15 protein-coding genes are annotated in these 16,979 nt (G+C 58.0%); 9 read left to right on the top strand and 6 right to left on the bottom strand.

Features of this window, described 5'->3' with window-relative positions:
* Positions 1 to 2 precede the first annotated feature (2 nt).
* Together EDF81_RS22635 and metB are read right to left on the bottom strand one after the other, a co-directional pair.
* Positions 3 to 2,435 carry a bifunctional aspartate kinase/homoserine dehydrogenase II gene (locus tag EDF81_RS22635; RefSeq protein ID WP_123350426.1) on the bottom strand — a complete coding sequence of 811 codons (2,433 nt, stop codon included), beginning with the start codon at positions 2,433 to 2,435 and terminating at the stop codon, positions 3 to 5.
* 2 nt (positions 2,436 to 2,437) lie between these two features.
* Positions 2,438 to 3,598 carry a cystathionine gamma-synthase gene (gene metB / locus EDF81_RS22640; protein WP_123350427.1) on the bottom strand — a complete coding sequence of 387 codons (1,161 nt, stop codon included), beginning with the start codon at positions 3,596 to 3,598 and terminating at the stop codon, positions 2,438 to 2,440.
* A gap of 276 nt (positions 3,599 to 3,874) precedes the next feature.
* On the opposite strand from metB, the gene metJ reads away from it, so the two are divergent.
* A complete protein-coding gene (gene metJ, locus EDF81_RS22645; RefSeq protein WP_123350428.1) occupies positions 3,875 to 4,192 on the top strand; it encodes a met regulon transcriptional regulator MetJ in 318 nt (105 codons plus the stop codon).
* Between the two features lie 50 nt (positions 4,193 to 4,242).
* Here metJ and rpmE read toward each other — a convergent pair whose 3' ends face one another.
* Positions 4,243 to 4,455, bottom strand: a complete 213-nt coding sequence (rpmE, locus tag EDF81_RS22650; protein ID WP_123350429.1) for a 50S ribosomal protein L31 — start codon at positions 4,453 to 4,455, stop codon at positions 4,243 to 4,245.
* A gap of 201 nt (positions 4,456 to 4,656) precedes the next feature.
* Between rpmE and priA the strand changes: the two genes are divergently transcribed.
* The 7 genes from priA to rraA all read left to right on the top strand — a co-directional run bounded on the left by priA (position 4,657) and on the right by rraA (position 12,647).
* Positions 4,657 to 6,852, top strand: a complete 2,196-nt coding sequence (gene priA, locus EDF81_RS22655) for a primosomal protein N' (RefSeq protein WP_123350430.1) — start codon at positions 4,657 to 4,659, stop codon at positions 6,850 to 6,852.
* A 158-nt stretch (positions 6,853 to 7,010) separates the two neighbouring features.
* Positions 7,011 to 8,039, top strand: a complete 1,029-nt coding sequence (cytR, locus tag EDF81_RS22660; RefSeq protein ID WP_123350431.1) for a DNA-binding transcriptional regulator CytR — start codon at positions 7,011 to 7,013, stop codon at positions 8,037 to 8,039.
* 95 nt (positions 8,040 to 8,134) lie between these two features.
* On the top strand, positions 8,135 to 9,109 hold the full coding sequence (gene ftsN, locus EDF81_RS22665) for a cell division protein FtsN (protein ID WP_123350432.1): 975 nt from the start codon (positions 8,135 to 8,137) through the stop codon (positions 9,107 to 9,109).
* Between the two features lie 91 nt (positions 9,110 to 9,200).
* Positions 9,201 to 9,731, top strand: coding sequence for an ATP-dependent protease subunit HslV (gene hslV / locus EDF81_RS22670; protein ID WP_123350433.1), 531 nt, complete (start codon positions 9,201 to 9,203; stop codon positions 9,729 to 9,731).
* Between the two features lie 9 nt (positions 9,732 to 9,740).
* Positions 9,741 to 11,075: an HslU--HslV peptidase ATPase subunit gene (hslU, locus tag EDF81_RS22675; RefSeq protein WP_123350434.1), complete on the top strand. Its 1,335-nt coding sequence runs from the start codon at positions 9,741 to 9,743 to the stop codon at positions 11,073 to 11,075.
* Between the two features lie 68 nt (positions 11,076 to 11,143).
* Positions 11,144 to 12,073: a 1,4-dihydroxy-2-naphthoate polyprenyltransferase gene (gene menA / locus EDF81_RS22680; protein ID WP_123350435.1), complete on the top strand. Its 930-nt coding sequence runs from the start codon at positions 11,144 to 11,146 to the stop codon at positions 12,071 to 12,073.
* Positions 12,074 to 12,161: 88 nt separating this feature from the next.
* Positions 12,162 to 12,647, top strand: coding sequence for a ribonuclease E activity regulator RraA (gene rraA / locus EDF81_RS22685; protein WP_123350436.1), 486 nt, complete (start codon positions 12,162 to 12,164; stop codon positions 12,645 to 12,647).
* A 59-nt stretch (positions 12,648 to 12,706) separates the two neighbouring features.
* Here the strand turns inward: rraA and pfkA are convergent, their stop codons facing one another.
* Both pfkA and fieF read right to left on the bottom strand, forming a co-directional pair.
* Positions 12,707 to 13,669, bottom strand: coding sequence for a 6-phosphofructokinase (gene pfkA / locus EDF81_RS22690; protein ID WP_123350437.1), 963 nt, complete (start codon positions 13,667 to 13,669; stop codon positions 12,707 to 12,709).
* A gap of 186 nt (positions 13,670 to 13,855) precedes the next feature.
* Positions 13,856 to 14,761 (bottom strand): CDF family cation-efflux transporter FieF, encoded by a 906-nt coding sequence (fieF, locus tag EDF81_RS22695; RefSeq protein WP_123350438.1) that lies wholly within the window; start codon positions 14,759 to 14,761, stop codon positions 13,856 to 13,858.
* Positions 14,762 to 14,865: 104 nt separating this feature from the next.
* On the opposite strand from fieF, the gene amyA reads away from it, so the two are divergent.
* Positions 14,866 to 16,353, top strand: a complete 1,488-nt coding sequence (gene amyA / locus EDF81_RS22700) for an alpha-amylase (protein ID WP_123350439.1) — start codon at positions 14,866 to 14,868, stop codon at positions 16,351 to 16,353.
* A 75-nt stretch (positions 16,354 to 16,428) separates the two neighbouring features.
* On the opposite strand, the gene cpxP is transcribed toward amyA, so the two are convergent.
* Positions 16,429 to 16,929: a cell-envelope stress modulator CpxP gene (cpxP, locus tag EDF81_RS22705; protein WP_123350440.1), complete on the bottom strand. Its 501-nt coding sequence runs from the start codon at positions 16,927 to 16,929 to the stop codon at positions 16,429 to 16,431.
* Between the last annotated feature and the right edge of the window lie 50 nt (positions 16,930 to 16,979).

The following is a 16,979-nucleotide window of genomic DNA, read 5'->3' on the forward strand; positions in this document are numbered from 1 at the left end:
AGCTACAGCAGCTGCGCCAGCCGGTTAATATCCGACTGAATTGCTCCGGCGGTGACATCGCGACCTGCACCCGGGCCGCGGATCACCAGCGGGTTATCGCGATACCAGCGGCTTTCGATGGCGAAGACGTTGTCGCAGGGCAGCAGCGAGGCCAGCGGATGTTCGGGACGAACGGCTTCGACGCCGACGCGGGCTTTGCCGTTGGCATCAAAACGCGCCACGTAGCGCAGGACCAGTCCCATCTCCTGAGCGGCTTCAAACCGTTGCGCCATCTGCTCGTTCAGCTCATCGCCGTTCTCAAAGAAGTGATCGACCGACCCTTCCTCACAGTGGGACGGCACCAGCGATTCGACGCGGACCTGGTCCGGCTCAATGTCATAGCCCGCCTCACGGGCCAGAATCACCAGCTTGCGCATCACGTCTTTACCGGAAAGGTCAACGCGCGGGTCCGGTTCGGTCAGTCCCTGCTGCCAGGCCTGATCCACCAGGTCGGTAAAGGGCACCGAGCCGTCAAACTGCAGGAACAGCCACGAAAGCGTGCCGGAGAAGATACCGCTGATCGCCAGAATGCTGTCGCCGCTGTCGATCAGGTCGCGTACCGTATGGTTAACCGGCAGGCCTGCGCCGACGGTGGCGTTATAGAGCCAGCGACGGCCGGTTTTTTCAAAGGCGTCGTGGATCTGGCGGTATTTATCGCTGGTGCTGGCGCCGGCCAGCTTGTTGGCGCTGATCACGTGGAAACCGTGGCTGGCGAAGTCGAGATACTGATCGGCCAGCTGCTCGCTGGCGGTCACGTCCAGTACCACCAGATCATCATAGGGGTGAGCGCGCATCCACAGGAACAGAGATTCTTCATCCTGCTCAACCGCTTCATCGTTAAAGAACGCCAGCGCCCGGCTGGCATCCAGCCCGTCATAACTGAGCAGGCTGCGGCGGCTGTCCACCACGCCAGCCAGCACAAATTCAAAACCGGTGCGGGCGGAGAGGGTGCTCTGCTCGCGGGCGAACAGCTCCAGCCAGCGGGAGCCTATATTGCCTTTGCCGAACAGCACCAGGCCGATGCGTTTTTCAGCGCGGAACAGAGACTGATGCAGCCCCTGAATCAGGCTTTCGGTCGGCCCGGTACGCAGCACCGCCACCAGGCTGATACCCTCTTCTGACTGCCAGGTAAACTCCACCGGCTGGCCTTTCAGCTGCTGCCAGAAACGGTGGCAGTGAAGCGGGTTACGGCTGACGCCCGCGCCGACCATCGCCACCAGGGCCAGACCCTGGCGCAGGCGCAGTTCGCCCGGCAGTCCGGCTTCATCCAGCAGCTTCAGGGCGCTATCCGCCACTTCAGCGGTGTAGCAGAATTGCAGCAGCTGGCGATCGGGATGCACCCCTACCGCCAGCGGCCGAACCTGAGTGCGCTTCAGCACCAGGTCTATCTCTTTGTACGCCAGTTTAAAATCCTGGCTGGCAGGCACCTGGAACTCGATCAGGCAGACGTCGTCATGACTGGTGACGATCCGTGCGCCGGTCCCGGAGGCCAGGACGCGTTCGATGCGGGTGGAACCCTGTTCCGGCGTGTAGCTACAGCGCAGTTGAAGGTCGATATCGCTGCCGGAAACCGGCTGCAGAGTACGGGCGTGCAGGACCGGTGCTGCCAGACGCGCCAGCTCGCTGGCCTCGTCCAGCCGCAGCAGCGGCAGCAGACAGGCATCTTTCACTTTACGCGGGTCGGCGCTGTAGACGCCCGCCACGTCGCTCCAGATGGTGACGCGAGAGGCACCGGCCAGGGCGCCAATTTGCGTGGCGGAATAGTCGGAGCCGTTACGGCCAAGCAGCACGGTTTCGCCTGCCTCGTTGCGGCTGATAAAGCCGGTCACGACCAGACGTTTATTGGGATGCTGGGTCAGAAGCTGCTGCAGCAGAGGCCATGACAGGCCTTCATCCACCTGCGGCTGAGCGGCACGCTCTGCGCGCAGGAAGGTGCGGGCGTCCAGCCAGGCAGCCTCCAGCCCTTGCTGATTGAGGACCGCAGACATCAGACGGGCGGACCAGATTTCGCCGTGACCGACGACTTCGGCATAGACCGCGTCGGTCACGCCGCCGTCGAGCAGGCCCGCAAGATGCTCCAGATCCTGGATAAACGCCGCGACCAGCACGTCGGCCTCTTCCGGCGGCAACAGGCCGCCGATCAGCTCGCTCTGGTAACGGCGCAGAGATTGTTGAACCTGATGCGCAGAAAGGCGATCGGTCTGGCTTAACTTCAGCCAGCTAATCAGCTGGTTGGTGGTGCTGCCTGCGGCCGAAACGACCATCATGTCGCCGGGATGCGAATACTCCGCCATAATCCCGGTGACGCGCAGATAACATTTCACATCTGCCAGACTACTCCCGCCAAACTTGTGTAGCTGACGACCCGTCGTCCCTGCCTGCGCAATCACACTCATGTTTATCCCTCTGCTGCGATCCGGAAGCCATTTTCCAGATCGGCAATTAAATCTTCACTGTCTTCAATACCGGTTGAGATGCGTAATAGCGTCTCGGAGATCCCGGCGGCGGCACGCGCTTCCGGGGCCATACCCGCGTGGGTCATGGTGGCGGCATGGGAAATCAGGCTTTCCACTCCGCCTAACGATTCTGCCAGCGTAAACAAAGAGAGCCCGCTAAGGAAGCGGCGCAGCGTTTGTTCATCGCCATCCAGTTCAAAACTGAGCATCGCACCAAAGCCTTTCTGCTGGCGGGCGGCGATCTCGTGGCCCTGGTTTTCCGGCAGAGACGGGTGATACAGCTTTTTCACCAGCGGCTGTTTTTTCAGGAAATCCACGATGGCCTGAGCGTTACGCTGGGCCACTTCCATACGCGGCGAGAGCGTGCGCAGGCCGCGCAGCAGCAGATAGCTGTCGAAGGCGCCGCCGGTGACGCCGATATTATTCGCCCACCATGCCAGTTCTGTGACGGTATCAGGATCTTTTGCAATGACCACGCCCGCCACCACATCGGAGTGGCCGTTGAGGTATTTGGTGCAGGAGTGCAGCACCAGGTCCGCGCCCAGGGCCAGCGGGTTTTGTAGCGCCGGGCTCAGGAAGGTGTTATCCACCACGCTAATCGCCCCGGCTTCCCGCGCCAGACCGCAGATTTTCGCGATATCCACGACCCGCAGCAGCGGGTTGCTTGGGGTTTCGACCAGCACCAGCTTCGGCTTTTCCGCCAGCGCCGCACGCAGGGCTTGCTCATTATTCTGATCGACAAAGCGCACCTGGTAGCAGCCGCGTTTTGCCAGGCTGTCGAACAGACGGTAGCTGCCGCCGTAGCAGTCGTGGGGAGCCAGCAGGATATCGCCAGGCTTCAGGAACACCGTGGTCACCAGGTGGATCGCCGACATGCCGGTATTGGTCAACACCGCGCCCGCGCCGCCTTCCAGTTCCGCCAGCGCACGTTGCACCACGTCACGCGTCGGGTTACCGCGACGGGAGTAGTCATGGGCGCGAGGTTCGTTGAAGCCGGTGAAGTTATAGGTACTGGAGAGGTGGATGGGCGGGACAACGCAGCCGTACTGCTCGTCGTCGTTTAATCCGCTACGCACTGCGATGGTGGCCTGTTTACGCGTCATAGTGAGCTATTCCTGGCTTAATCGGTGAAAGTCAGATCCAGAGTAAACATTGTGATGATGGACGTCAATACATCTGGACATCTAAACTTCTTTGCGTATAGATTGAGCAAAACGCCAATAGCCGTTAAAATCATACGCATTAGATCTTGCTGGCAGATGCAATAGCCGTGTCAGGCTACGGCCTCTACGGTAAACTACGCGAGATTATGGCCTGAACCATGCGAACGATCATGAGTCTGGCCCTTTATTAATGACTGAGAGGATTAAAGGTATCTCATGGCTGAATGGAGCGGCGAATATATCAGCCCCTACGCTGAGCACGGTAAGAAGAGTGAGCAAGTAAAAAAAATTACGGTCTCCATTCCTCTGAAAGTGTTAAAAACCCTTACCGATGAACGTACACGTCGTCAGGTCAACAACCTGCGTCACGCCACAAACAGCGAGCTGTTATGTGAAGCGTTCCTGCATGCGTTTACCGGACAGCCTTTGCCGAATGATGAAGATCTGCGTAAAGAGCGCAGTGATGAGATCCCGGAAGAGGCGAAAGTGATTATGCGTGAACTGGGGATCGACCCGGATACGTGGGAATACTAAATCGCGGATACAAAAAAGGCGCCCTGAAGGCGCCTTTTTCTTGCAGACTATTACTTGCTGCCTGGTACGCTGAAGCGCTTGTTGAAGCGGTCAACGCGGCCACCGGAAGCAACGTCACGCTGCTTGCCAGTGTAGAACGGGTGGCATTTGCCGCACACGTCCAGGTTCAGGTTATGGCCTACGGTAGAACGGATGGTGATCACGTTGCCGCAGGAGCAGTTTGCAGTAACTTCTGCATAATTCGGGTGAATATCTTTTTTCATGGGGGAAACCTCAGTTTAAGGCCGCGTCGCTCTTCCAGCCCTAACGCCAGACACCACGCGATGTTAATTGATAATCCCTGATACGAATCTGTACCAAAGGCGGCGAATCATACAGAATTTAACCAGCCTGTGCAAACTGATCCGCGTCGCCTCTCCAGTATGTGTATACTAACCCGCCAGTTTTCACGTCAGGATGATTCAATGCCCGTCGCCCATGTTGCCTTGCCGGTACCGCTACCCCGCACGTTTGACTATTTGCTGCCCTCAGGCAGCAGCGTCAGCGCCGGTTGTCGCGTGCGCGTGCCTTTTGGCAACCAGCAGCGGGTAGGCATCGTGGTGGCCGTTGGCGAGACAAGCGACCTGCCGCTGAAAGACCTGAAAAGCGTGCTTGAGGTGCTCGATAGCGAGCCGGTTTTTTCCCCTTCCGTCTGGTGTCTGCTGATGTGGGCGGCAGACTACTATCACCATCCTGTTGGCGATGTCCTGTTCCATGCCCTGCCCATTTTGCTGCGCCAGGGGAAACCCGCCAGCGGCGCGCCGATGTGGTACTGGTTTGCCACCGAGCAGGGTATGGCGATGGATATCAACGGCCTGAAGCGCTCGCCCAAACAGCAGCAGGCCCTGGCCGCGCTGCGGCAGGGGAAAATCTGGCGTCACCAGGTCGCCGAGCTGGAATTTAATGACGCGGCGCTACAGGGGCTGCGCAAAAAAGGGCTGTGCGAGCTGGCGAGCGAAACGCCTGCTCTGCGCGACTGGCGTGATGGCTACGAGGTGGCGGGCGATCGTCTGCGGCTCAATACCGAGCAGGCCACCGCCGTCGGCGCGATCCACAGCGCCTCCGACACCTTCTCGGCCTGGCTGCTGGACGGGATCACCGGATCCGGTAAAACCGAAGTCTATCTGAGCGTGCTGGAAAACGTGCTGGCGCAGGGCAAACAGGCGCTGGTCATGGTGCCGGAAATCGGCCTGACGCCGCAGACTATTGCCCGCTTTCGTCAGCGCTTCCAGGCGCCGGTGGAGGTGCTTCACTCCGGCCTTAACGATACCGAGCGGCTTTCCGCCTGGCTGAAGGCGAAAAACGGCGAGGCGGCGATTGTGATCGGCACCCGCTCGTCGCTGTTTACCCCGTTTAAAAACCTGGGCGTGATTGTGATCGACGAGGAGCACGACAGCTCCTATAAACAGCAGGAAGGCTGGCGCTATCACGCCCGTGACCTGGCGGTGTACCGGGCCCATAGCGAGCAAATTCCCATTATCCTCGGCTCGGCAACCCCGGCGCTGGAAACTCTGCACAATGTCCGCCAGGGCAAGTACCGCATGCTGCGCCTCACCCGTCGGGCGGGCAATGCGCGCCCGGCGACCCAGCACGTGCTGGATCTGAAAGGGCAGCAGGTTCAGGCCGGGCTCGCTCCGGCACTGATTCAGCGTATGCGCCAGCATTTGCAGGCCAATAACCAGGTGATCCTGTTCCTGAACCGTCGGGGCTTTGCTCCGGCCCTGCTGTGCCACGACTGCGGCTGGATCGCCGAATGTCCGCGCTGCGACCACTACTACACCCTGCATCAGGCCCAGCATCATCTGCGCTGCCACCACTGTGACAGCCAGCGGCCGGTGCCGCGCCAGTGCCCGTCCTGCGGCTCTACCCATATGGTGCCGGTCGGCCTGGGTACCGAACAGCTGGAGCAAACCCTGGCGCCGTTCTTCCCCGGCGTGGCGATTTCACGTATCGACAGGGACACCACCAGCCGCAAAGGCGCGCTGGAGCAGCAGCTGGCAGAGGTGCATCGCGGCGGGGCGCGGATCCTGATCGGCACCCAGATGCTGGCCAAAGGCCATCACTTTCCCGATGTGACGCTGGTGGCACTGCTGGACGTTGACGGCGCCCTGTTCTCGGCGGATTTCCGCGCCGCAGAGCGTTTTGCCCAGCTCTACACCCAGGTGGCGGGCCGTGCCGGACGTGCCGGTAAGCAGGGCGAAGTGGTGCTACAAACCCACCATCCCGATCATCCGCTGCTGCAGACGCTCCTGCATCAGGGCTACGAGGCCTTTGCGCAGCAGGCGCTGGCGGAGCGGCAAACGCTGCAGCTGCCGCCCTGGACCAGCCATGTCCTGATCCGCGCCGAGGATCACAATAATCAGCAGGCGCCGTTGTTCCTCCAGCAACTGCGCAATTTGCTGCAGGCCAGCCCGCTGGCGGACGATAAACTCTGGGTGCTGGGGCCGGTACCGGCGCTGGCGCCGAAACGCGGCGGCCGCTACCGCTGGCAGATTTTGCTCCAGCATCCTTCCCGAATCCGGCTGCAGCATATTGTCAGCGGCGCGCTGGTATTGATTAACACCCTGCCTGAATCCCGCAAGGTCAAATGGGTTCTCGACGTCGATCCGATTGAAGGCTGAGCCTCCTGGGATGCGAGGTGGATCGTAAAATTTAACGACCGTCACATTTTTAATGAAATTTCTGTAACCGCCGTGCGTAACGATCTGATAAAAATGTGTCGGATGTCAGATTACAGCGGACGTGTCTGTGCCTGCGCGGTGCATGCAAGGAGAAAAAGGTGAAGCCGAAGAAACAGGTTGCATCAGCAACAATGAAGGATGTTGCCCTGAAGGCGAAAGTCTCGACGGCAACCGTATCACGGGCGTTAATGAACCCCGATAAAGTCTCTCTCTCGACCCGTAACCGGGTGGAGCAGGCGGCCATCGACGTCGGTTATTTTCCGCAGATGTCCGGTCGAAATATGAAACGCAGCGAATCGCGGACGATCCTGACGATCGTCCCGGATATTTGCGATCCGTTTTTTAGCGAGATTATCCGCGGGATCGAAACCGCCGCGGCGGCAAACGGCTATCTGGTGCTGATTGGCGACTGCGCCCACCAGAATCAGCAGGAAAAGACGTTTATCGACCTGATTATCACCAAGCAGATCGATGGCATGCTGCTGCTGGGCTCTCGCCTGCCGTTCGATGCCAGCATCGAAGAGCAGCGCAATTTGCCGCCGATGGTGATGGCCAACGAATTTGCGCCCGAGCTGGAGCTGCCGACGGTGCATATCGATAACCTCACCGCCGCCTTTAATGCCGTCAACTATCTGCATGAGCTGGGCCACGAAAGCATTGGCTGTATTGCCGGGCCGGAAGAGATGCCTCTGTGTCACTATCGCCTGCAGGGCTATGTGCAGGCGCTGCGTCGCAGCGGGCTTGAGGTCGATCCGCACTATATTGCTCGCGGCGACTTTACCTATGAGGCCGGGGCGCAGGCGCTGGAGCAGCTATTAGCACTGCCGAAACCGCCGACCGCCGTCTTTTGCCACAGCGATGTGATGGCGCTGGGCGCGCTGTCCCATGCGAAGCGTCGTGGATTGCAGGTGCCTCAGGATCTGTCGATTATCGGCTTTGATAATATCGCTCTGGCTGAGTTCTGCGACCCGCCGCTGACCACCGTTTCCCAGCCGCGCTTTGAGATTGGCCGTGAAGCGATGATGCTGCTGCTCGACCAGCTGCAGGGCATCAACGTCAGCAGCGGATCGCGTCTGCTGGACTGCGAACTGGTGGTGCGGGGGAGTACCCTGGCGCGCCAGGTTTAACCGGACAGGGCTTTCGGACTCGCCTTGCTGGTCAAAGGCCCGCCGCTTAAGTAACATGGCGGGCTGACAAACGAAATAAATACAGCGAAACGACAGTGGCACAACGAGATTATGTACGCCGCAGCCAACCGGCTCCTTCGCGGCGCAAAAAGAGCACACCACGGAAAAAGCAGAGTCGATCCTCTGCGGTATCGCCAGTCATGGTCGTGGTTGCTGTGGCTGCGCTGATTGCGTTTATCGGTGGATTGTACTTTATCACCCACCATAAAAAAGAAGAGTCGGATACGCTGCAGGGACGTCAGGCGACCGGGAATGGACTTCCACCTAAGCCGGAGGAGCGCTGGCGCTATATTAAAGAGCTGGAAAGCCGCCAGCCGGGCGTACGTGCGCCTACCGAACCTTCAGCGGGCGGCGAAGTGAAGAACCCGAATCAGCTGACCGACGAGCAGCGCCAGCTGCTGGCCCAGATGCAGGCGGATATGCGTCAGCAGCCTACGCAGCTGAACGAGGTGCCGTGGAATGAGCAAACGGCCGAGCAGCGTCAGCAGACGGTGGCGCAGCAGCGACAAAAACAGCAGGCCGCTCAGCAACAGCAGATCGTCACGCAGACGCAGCCTGTGCAACAGCCGCCACGCGTGACGGAAGCGCCGCGTACGACCACCACGCCGCCGCGTCAGACACAGCCTGCACAGCCGCCGAAGCAAACGGCCGCTCAGCAGCAGGCGTATCAGGATCTGCTCCAGACGCCAGCGCATACCTCTGCGGCAGCGCCGAAAGCGCAGCAGGCCGCGCCGGTGACCCGTGAACCGGAAGCACCGAAGCCAACGGCGGAGAAGAAAGATGAACGCCGCTGGATGGTTCAGTGCGGCTCGTTCAAAGGCGTCGATCAGGCGGAAACCGTGCGTGCGCAGCTGGCATTTGAAGGTTTCGATTCCCGCATTACCAGCAGCAACAGCTGGAATCGTGTGGTGATGGGACCGATAAAAGGCAAAGAAAATGCCGACAATACGCTTGGCCGCCTGAAACTGGCGGGACACGCAAACTGCATTCGGCTCGCCTCCGGGGGTTGAAACCCCCAAAATCTCCCCCATCTATAATTGCAATCTGCCCCGTACGCGGTACGGGGCCTGTATTCGTTTTATGCAACCAGGGGGTCTGCCCGTGACAACAATTGTAAGTGTTCGCCGTAACGGCCATGTCGTGATCGCCGGTGATGGCCAGGCCACGCTGGGTAACACCGTGATGAAAGGCAACGTGAAGAAGGTCCGTCGCCTGTATAACGACAAAGTGATCGCCGGTTTTGCTGGCGGTACTGCCGATGCCTTTACGCTGTTTGAGCTGTTTGAACGCAAGCTGGAAATGCACCAGGGGCATCTGGTGAAGGCGGCGGTCGAGCTGGCGAAGGACTGGCGCACCGACCGTATGCTGCGCAAGCTGGAAGCGCTGCTGGCGGTGGCGGATGAAAACGCCTCGCTGATTATCACCGGTAATGGCGATGTCATTCAGCCGGAAGAAGATCTGATTGCTATCGGCTCTGGCGGTCCGTACGCCCAGGCCGCTGCCCGTGCCCTGCTGGAAAACACCGAGCTCGGTGCGCGCGATATTGCTGAGAAGGCGTTGGGGATTGCAGGTGATATCTGTATCTACACCAACCACTTCCATACCATCGAAGAATTACCCTCTAAAGCGTAAGGATCGCCCATGTCTGAAATGACCCCACGCGAAATTGTCAGCGAACTGGACAAACATATTATCGGTCAGGACGCCGCCAAGCGTTCTGTTGCTATCGCCCTGCGTAACCGCTGGCGTCGTATGCAGCTTGATGAAGAGCTGCGTCACGAGGTGACACCGAAAAACATTCTGATGATCGGCCCGACCGGCGTCGGTAAAACCGAAATCGCCCGTCGTCTGGCGAAGCTGGCCAACGCGCCTTTTATCAAGGTTGAAGCGACCAAGTTCACCGAAGTGGGCTATGTCGGGAAAGAAGTGGACTCGATTATCCGCGATCTGACCGATGCCGCGGTGAAAATGGTGCGCATGCAGTCGATTGAGAAAAACCGCTACCGCGCAGAAGAGCTGGCGGAAGAGCGCATTCTCGACGTGCTGATCCCACCGGCGAAAAACAACTGGGGCCAGTCGGAAGCGCCTCAGGAGCCATCCGCTGCGCGCCAGTCATTCCGCAAAAAGCTGCGCGAAGGGCAGCTGGATGACAAAGAGATTGAAATCGATCTCGCCGCTGCACCGATGGGCGTGGAGATCATGGCACCTCCGGGCATGGAAGAGATGACCAGCCAGCTGCAGTCCATGTTCCAGAATCTGGGCGGACAGAAGCAGAAGCCGCGCAAGCTGAAAATCAAAGATGCGATGAAGCTGCTGGTGGAAGAAGAAGCCGCGAAGCTGGTGAACCCGGAAGAGCTGAAGCAGGATGCTATCGATGCGGTTGAGCAGCACGGTATCGTGTTTATCGACGAGATCGACAAAATCTGTAAGCGCGGAGGCAATAGCTCCGGCCCGGACGTTTCTCGTGAAGGCGTGCAGCGCGACCTGCTGCCGCTGGTGGAAGGCTGCACCGTCTCAACCAAACACGGGATGGTAAAAACCGACCACATTCTGTTTATCGCCTCCGGGGCGTTCCAGGTTGCCAGTCCGTCGGATCTGATCCCGGAACTGCAGGGTCGTTTACCGATTCGCGTGGAGCTGCAGGCGCTGACCACCGAAGACTTCGAGCGTATCCTGACCGAGCCGAATGCGTCGATCACCGTTCAGTACAAAGCGCTAATGGGCACTGAAGGGGTGAACATTGAGTTTACCCAGGATGGCATCAAGCGTATCGCCCAGGCCGCGTGGCAGGTAAACGAAACCACCGAGAACATCGGTGCCCGTCGTTTGCATACGGTTCTGGAACGTCTGATGGAAGATATCTCCTATGACGCCAGCGATTTGCACGGTGAAAGCATAACAATTGATGCTGATTATGTGAGCAAACATCTGGATGCGCTGGTTGCAGATGAAGATCTGAGCCGTTTTATCTTATAATCGCGTCCAATACGTTTTCATCACTGTTGATGGGGCTAATTAGCCCCATTTTTATTGGCTGGTTACTAATGACTGAACAATCCCTGAGTCCCACTCAAGCCTGGCTCGAAAGCCTGCGACCCAAAACGCTGCCGCTGGCCGTTGCGGCCATTATCGTGGGCTCCGCCCTCGCCTGGTGGCAGGGCCATTTCGATCCGCTGGTGGCGCTGCTGGCCCTGGTCACCGCCGGTCTGCTGCAAATCCTCTCCAATCTGGCAAACGACTATGGCGATGCGGTCAAAGGCAGCGATACGCCGGAACGTATCGGGCCGCTGCGCGGCATGCAGAAAGGCGCGATCACCCAGGCGCAGATGAAAAAGGCGCTGATCATTACCGTTGTGTTGATTTGCCTGAGCGGCCTGGGGCTGCTGGTGGTGTCATACCGGACGTTTGCTGATTTTATTGGTTTCCTGGTGCTGGGTGGGCTGTCGATTATCGCCGCCATTACCTATACGGTCGGCCGTCGCCCGTATGGCTATATCGGGCTGGGGGATATGTCGGTGCTGATTTTCTTCGGCTGGCTGAGCGTGATGGGGACCTGGTATCTGCAGGCGCACACCATTGACCTTATGACCTTCCTGCCGGCCACGGCCTGTGGCCTGCTGTCAACGGCGGTGCTGAATATTAACAACCTGCGCGATATCAATAGCGATCGGGAAAACGGTAAAGACACCCTGGTGGTTCGCCTGGGGCCGAAAAAAGCGCGCGTCTACCACGCCTGCCTGCTGGCGGGCGCGGTGGTCTGTCTGGCGCTGTTTAATCTGATTTCGCTGCGCAGTCCGTGGGGATGGCTGTTCCTGCTGGCGGTGCCGCTGCTGGTTAAACAGGCGCGCTATGTGCTGCGGGAGCAGGATCCGATGGCGATGCGGCCGATGCTCGAACGCACGGTGAAGGCCGCGTTATTGACCCATCTGCTGTTTGTTATCGGCATTGTCGTTAGCCATACCGGGTTTAACTGACAGAAATCAACGAACAACTGATGATTTTGCCAACAGTGCAGTTGCCGCGATATACTGAAACTTCTCGCAGCAACTGAACGTTGAGCCTATGAAATACGATACTTCCGAGCTTTGTGACATCTATCAGGAAGATGTCAACGTCGTGGAACCACTGTTCTCCAACTTTGGCGGACGGTCGTCGTTTGGCGGTCAAATCATCACGGTAAAATGTTTCGAGGACAACGGGTTGCTTTACGATCTGCTCGAAGAGAACGGCCGTGGCAGGATTTTACTGGTCGACGGCGGGGGTTCTGTTCGACGCGCATTAATCGATGCGGATCTGGCCCGTCTTGCGGTACAGAATGAATGGGAAGGCATGGTGGTCTACGGTGCGGTGCGCCAGGTGGATGACCTTGAAGAGCTGGATATCGGCATTCAGGCTATGGCCGCTATTCCGGTTGGTGCCGCCGGTGAAGGCGTTGGCGAAAGCGACGTTCGCGTCAATTTCGGCGGCGTGACCTTCTTCTCCGGTGACCATCTGTATGCCGACAATACCGGGATTATCCTCTCCGAAGATCCGCTCGATATCGAGTAACATAAAAAAAGGCCATCGCATCGCGATGGCCTTTTTGTTTCTCGTCCCGCGCCGCGCTATCAGTACAGCTTTTTCGCGCAGTCCAGCCAGTCACCTTTAAACGGACGCTTCATATTTTCGATGGCGTCGATAATGTCGTGGTGAACCAGCTTCTCGTTCTGAATACCGACGCAGCGGCCGCCGTAGCCCTGCTGCAGCAGTTCAATGGCGTAAGCGCCCATACGGGATGCCAGGATACGGTCGTAAGGAACCGGGGAACCGCCGCGCTGAATATGGCCGAGAACGGTGGAGCGGGTTTCGCGTTTGGTTTCGGTTTCGATAAAGCGTGCCAGTTCATCAACGTCGCAGATGTGCTCGGTAATGGCGACGATAGCGTGTTTCTTACCTTTGGCGATCCCGGCTTTGATTTCTGCCACCAGGTCTTCACGGCTAAATTCCACTTCCGGCACCACCACGAACTCACAGCCGCCGGCGATAGCCGCCGCCAGGGTCAGGTCGCCGCAGTAGCGGCCCATCACTTCAACGATAGAGATACGCTGGTGTGAAGAAGAGGTGTCGCGCAGGCGGTCAATCGCTTCCACGACCGTACCCAGCGCGGTGAAGTAGCCGATGGTGTAGTCGGTGCCTTTGATATCGTTATCGATGGTGCCCGGCAGACCGATGCACGGGAAGCCCATTTCGGTCAGGCGTTTTGCGCCCATATAGGAGCCGTCACCGCCGATAACCACCAGCGCATCAAGGCCGCGTTTCTTCATGTTCTCAATCGCGATCTCACGTACTTTATCATCGCGGAATTCCGGGAAACGGGCCGAACCGAGGAAGGTGCCGCCGCGGTTGATCATGTCGGAAACGCTGTAGCGGTCGAGCTGAACCATACGATCTTCATACAGACCCAGATAGCCATCATAGATACCGAAGACTTCCAGGCCTTCCGCCAGCGCAGAACGGACAACGCCGCGAATGGCTGCGTTCATGCCCGGCGCATCACCGCCACTTGTCAACACACCGATTTTCTTAATCATGACTACCTCTGAGCTTAGAATGCAAAATGAAATCTGTTGCTGAAACGCCTTCGGTTTCTACGGAAGTACGTTCACGAATACTGCAGATAGTATATCAGCCACTCTCTGCTGAATTGATTCAGGTCAGACCAAATGGCGGTAATTTATACAAAAAATGCCGGTCCAGCCCACACTTTTTACAACACATTAAGAAAGTTCGAAATGCCCTTGTTGTTCCGGTGGAACCACCGAGCAGGGATCCTGATGAATAATGACATCCGAATCCGGAAAACGTCGCAGAATTGCCTGTTCAACTTCGTCGGCAATCTGATGTGCCAGCACCAGCGGCAGGTTGTCTTCCATTTCCAGATGCATTTGAATAAAGCGTGTCGGCCCTGACTGCCGCGTGCGAAGGTCGTGTGCCCCGCTAACCCCAGGCCAGGCGTTAACGATAGCAACGATTTCCTGCCGTTCCTCTTCGGGCAGCGCCCGGTCCAGCAATGACTGTACTGCCTCGTAGCCCATGCGCAGCGCGCTATATAAAATATAGACGCCGATGCCCAATGCAAACAGCGCATCCGCGCGATGCCAGCCGTACCACGACAGGCCGAGGGCCACCAGAATGGCACCGTTCATCATAACATCAGACTGATAATGAAGCATATCTGCCCGCACCGCCTGGCTTTTTGTCTTCCGCACCACCCAGCGCTGGTAGGTTACCAACACCAGGGTAGACAGAAGGGCAACGAGCGTAACGGCGACCCCGATGCCGGGCGCGTTCATCGGCTCCGGGCGCGCCAGGTGCTGAATGCCGGTTAAGAACAGGAACAGGGCTGAACCGGAAATAAACATACTTTGCGCCAGCGCGGCCAGCGATTCGGCCTTGCCGTGACCAAAGGTATGCTCTTTATCCGCGGGCTGGAGCGAGTAACGTACCACCAGCAGATTGGTCAGCGACGCGGCGATATCGACCAGTGAATCCACCAGCGCAGCCAGAATGCTGACCGACCCGGTATACCACCAGGCAAAAATTTTAATCACCAGCAATGACGATGCCATCACCGTGGCGGCGATGGCCGCCCGGCTGACCAGGCGCCCGTAAGATTGATCCATAAACACTCCTGCAGTTGCTGGCGCCAGTATAGCGGATTCTCAGGTTGCGCTAAATTTGGCCTTTTCATCCATACTTCCAGAAGTCGCATTCTGGAGCACGACACATGAACAATCCCACTCTGTTGCAAACTTTTCACTGGTATTACCCTGGCGACGGCAAACTCTGGGCTGAACTTCGCGAGCGGGCCGGCGGTTTTAACGATATGGGCATCAATATGGTCTGGCTCCCGCCGGTTTCTAAGGGCGCTTCCGGTGGCTATTCCGTGGGCTACGATACCTATGATTTATTCGATTTAGGTGAATTTGATCAGAAAGGTTCGGTCGCCACGAAGTACGGCGATAAAAACCAGCTGCTTACCGCGATTCAGGCGCTACAGCAGAACGAGATTGCCGTGCTGCTCGACGTGGTGGTGAACCACAAGATGGGGGCGGATGAAAAAGAGGCGATCCGCGTGAATCGGGTGAATGAGCAGGACCGCACGCAAATCGATGAGGAGGTCGTTGAGTGTGAGGCCTGGACGCGCTACACCTTTCCCGCCCGCGCCGGGCAATACTCCCGGTTTATCTGGGATTTCAAATGCTTTAGCGGCATCGACCATATTGAAAATCCCGACGAGGATGGGGTGTTCAAGATCGTCAACGATTACACCGGGGACGGCTGGAACGATCAGGTCGATGATGAACTGGGCAACTTCGATTATCTGATGGGGGCCAACACGGATTTTCGTAACCACGCGGTGACGGAGGAGATCAAATACTGGGCGCGCTGGGTGATGGAGCAAACCCACTGCGACGGTTTTCGCCTCGATGCGGTCAAACATATCCCGGCCTGGTTCTATAAAGAGTGGATTGAGCACGTCCAGGAAGTGGCCCCGAAACCGCTGTTTATCGTGGCAGAGTACTGGTCCCACGAGGTGGACAAGCTCCAGCAGTACATTCACCAGGTCGAAGGCAAAACCATGCTGTTTGACGCTCCGCTGCAAATGAAATTTCACGAAGCGTCGCTGCAGGGCCGTGATTACGACATGACGCAGATTTTCACCGGCACCCTGGTGGAAGCCGACCCTTTCCATGCGGTAACGCTGGTGGCCAACCACGATACCCAGCCGCTGCAGGCCCTGGAAGCACCGGTTGAGGCCTGGTTTAAGCCGCTGGCCTATGCGCTGATCCTGCTGCGGGAAAACGGCGTACCCTCCGTGTTTTATCCGGATCTCTATGGCGCAAGCTATGAAGGAACCGGCGGCGATGGTGAAACGTATCCGATAGAGATGCCGGTTATTGACGATCTGGCGCAGTTAATCCTCGCCCGCCAGCGTTTTGCCCACGGTGTTCAGACCCTGTGGTTCGATCACCCCAACTGTATCGCCTTCAGCCGCAGTGGCACCGACGAGGCACCGGGCTGCGTGGTGGTGCTCTCTAACGGCGACGACGGCGAAAAAACGCTGACGTTGGGTGAGAACTACGGTAACAAAGTTTGGTGTGATTTCCTCGGCAACCGCGAGGGGACGGTCACAACGGATGAGAACGGGGAAGGGGTCTTTACCTGCAACGGCGGTGGTGTGAGCGTGTGGGTGATTGAGGAGACGGTGTAAAAAGGGCAAAAAAAACCCCCACATCATGTGGGGGAAGACAGGGATGGTGTCTATGGCAAGGAAAAACAGGGTTTGTTACTGGGTGCTACTACTGCTACTACTCAAAAGCTTCGATGAGGACTCGCGCTGCATTTGCGCGATGTCGCGCAGCTGCTGCATACGTTGCTCATGTTTCTCATTCAAAATCGCTTGCTGCTCGGGCGTTAAGAGGCGGAACATCTGGTTACGAACCTTCGCCATCTCTACCTGGCGGGTAACCTGTTCCCGCGCCATCTTTTCGGCCTGAACGCGCACGGCGTTTTCGTCAAAATTTTCTGCGGTGACAAGGCTGTGCATTGTCTCCATTTCGCTAACATTAACAGGAGGCCTGTCGTGCCGCGCCTGTTGCATCAGATCCCGCATTTGCTGTCGCTGATGTTCGGTTAAACTAATGCCATCGAACATATTGGTCTGACTACCACGTTGCGTAAGTGCTTCGCTCGGGTGCCAGTTCACGCCGGAAACGACTTCAGCGGCCTGGCTTGTTGCACTTAGCGCTAGCGTTGAGGCCATGACGGCAACGGTCACTCTGCGCATCACTTGCTCCCAAAATCTTTCTCTGTCGCGATTCAACGATAGAGAGTCTA

It is taken from the genome of Enterobacter sp. BIGb0383 (assembly GCF_003751845.1).
Lineage (GTDB): Bacteria > Pseudomonadota > Gammaproteobacteria > Enterobacterales > Enterobacteriaceae > BIGb0383.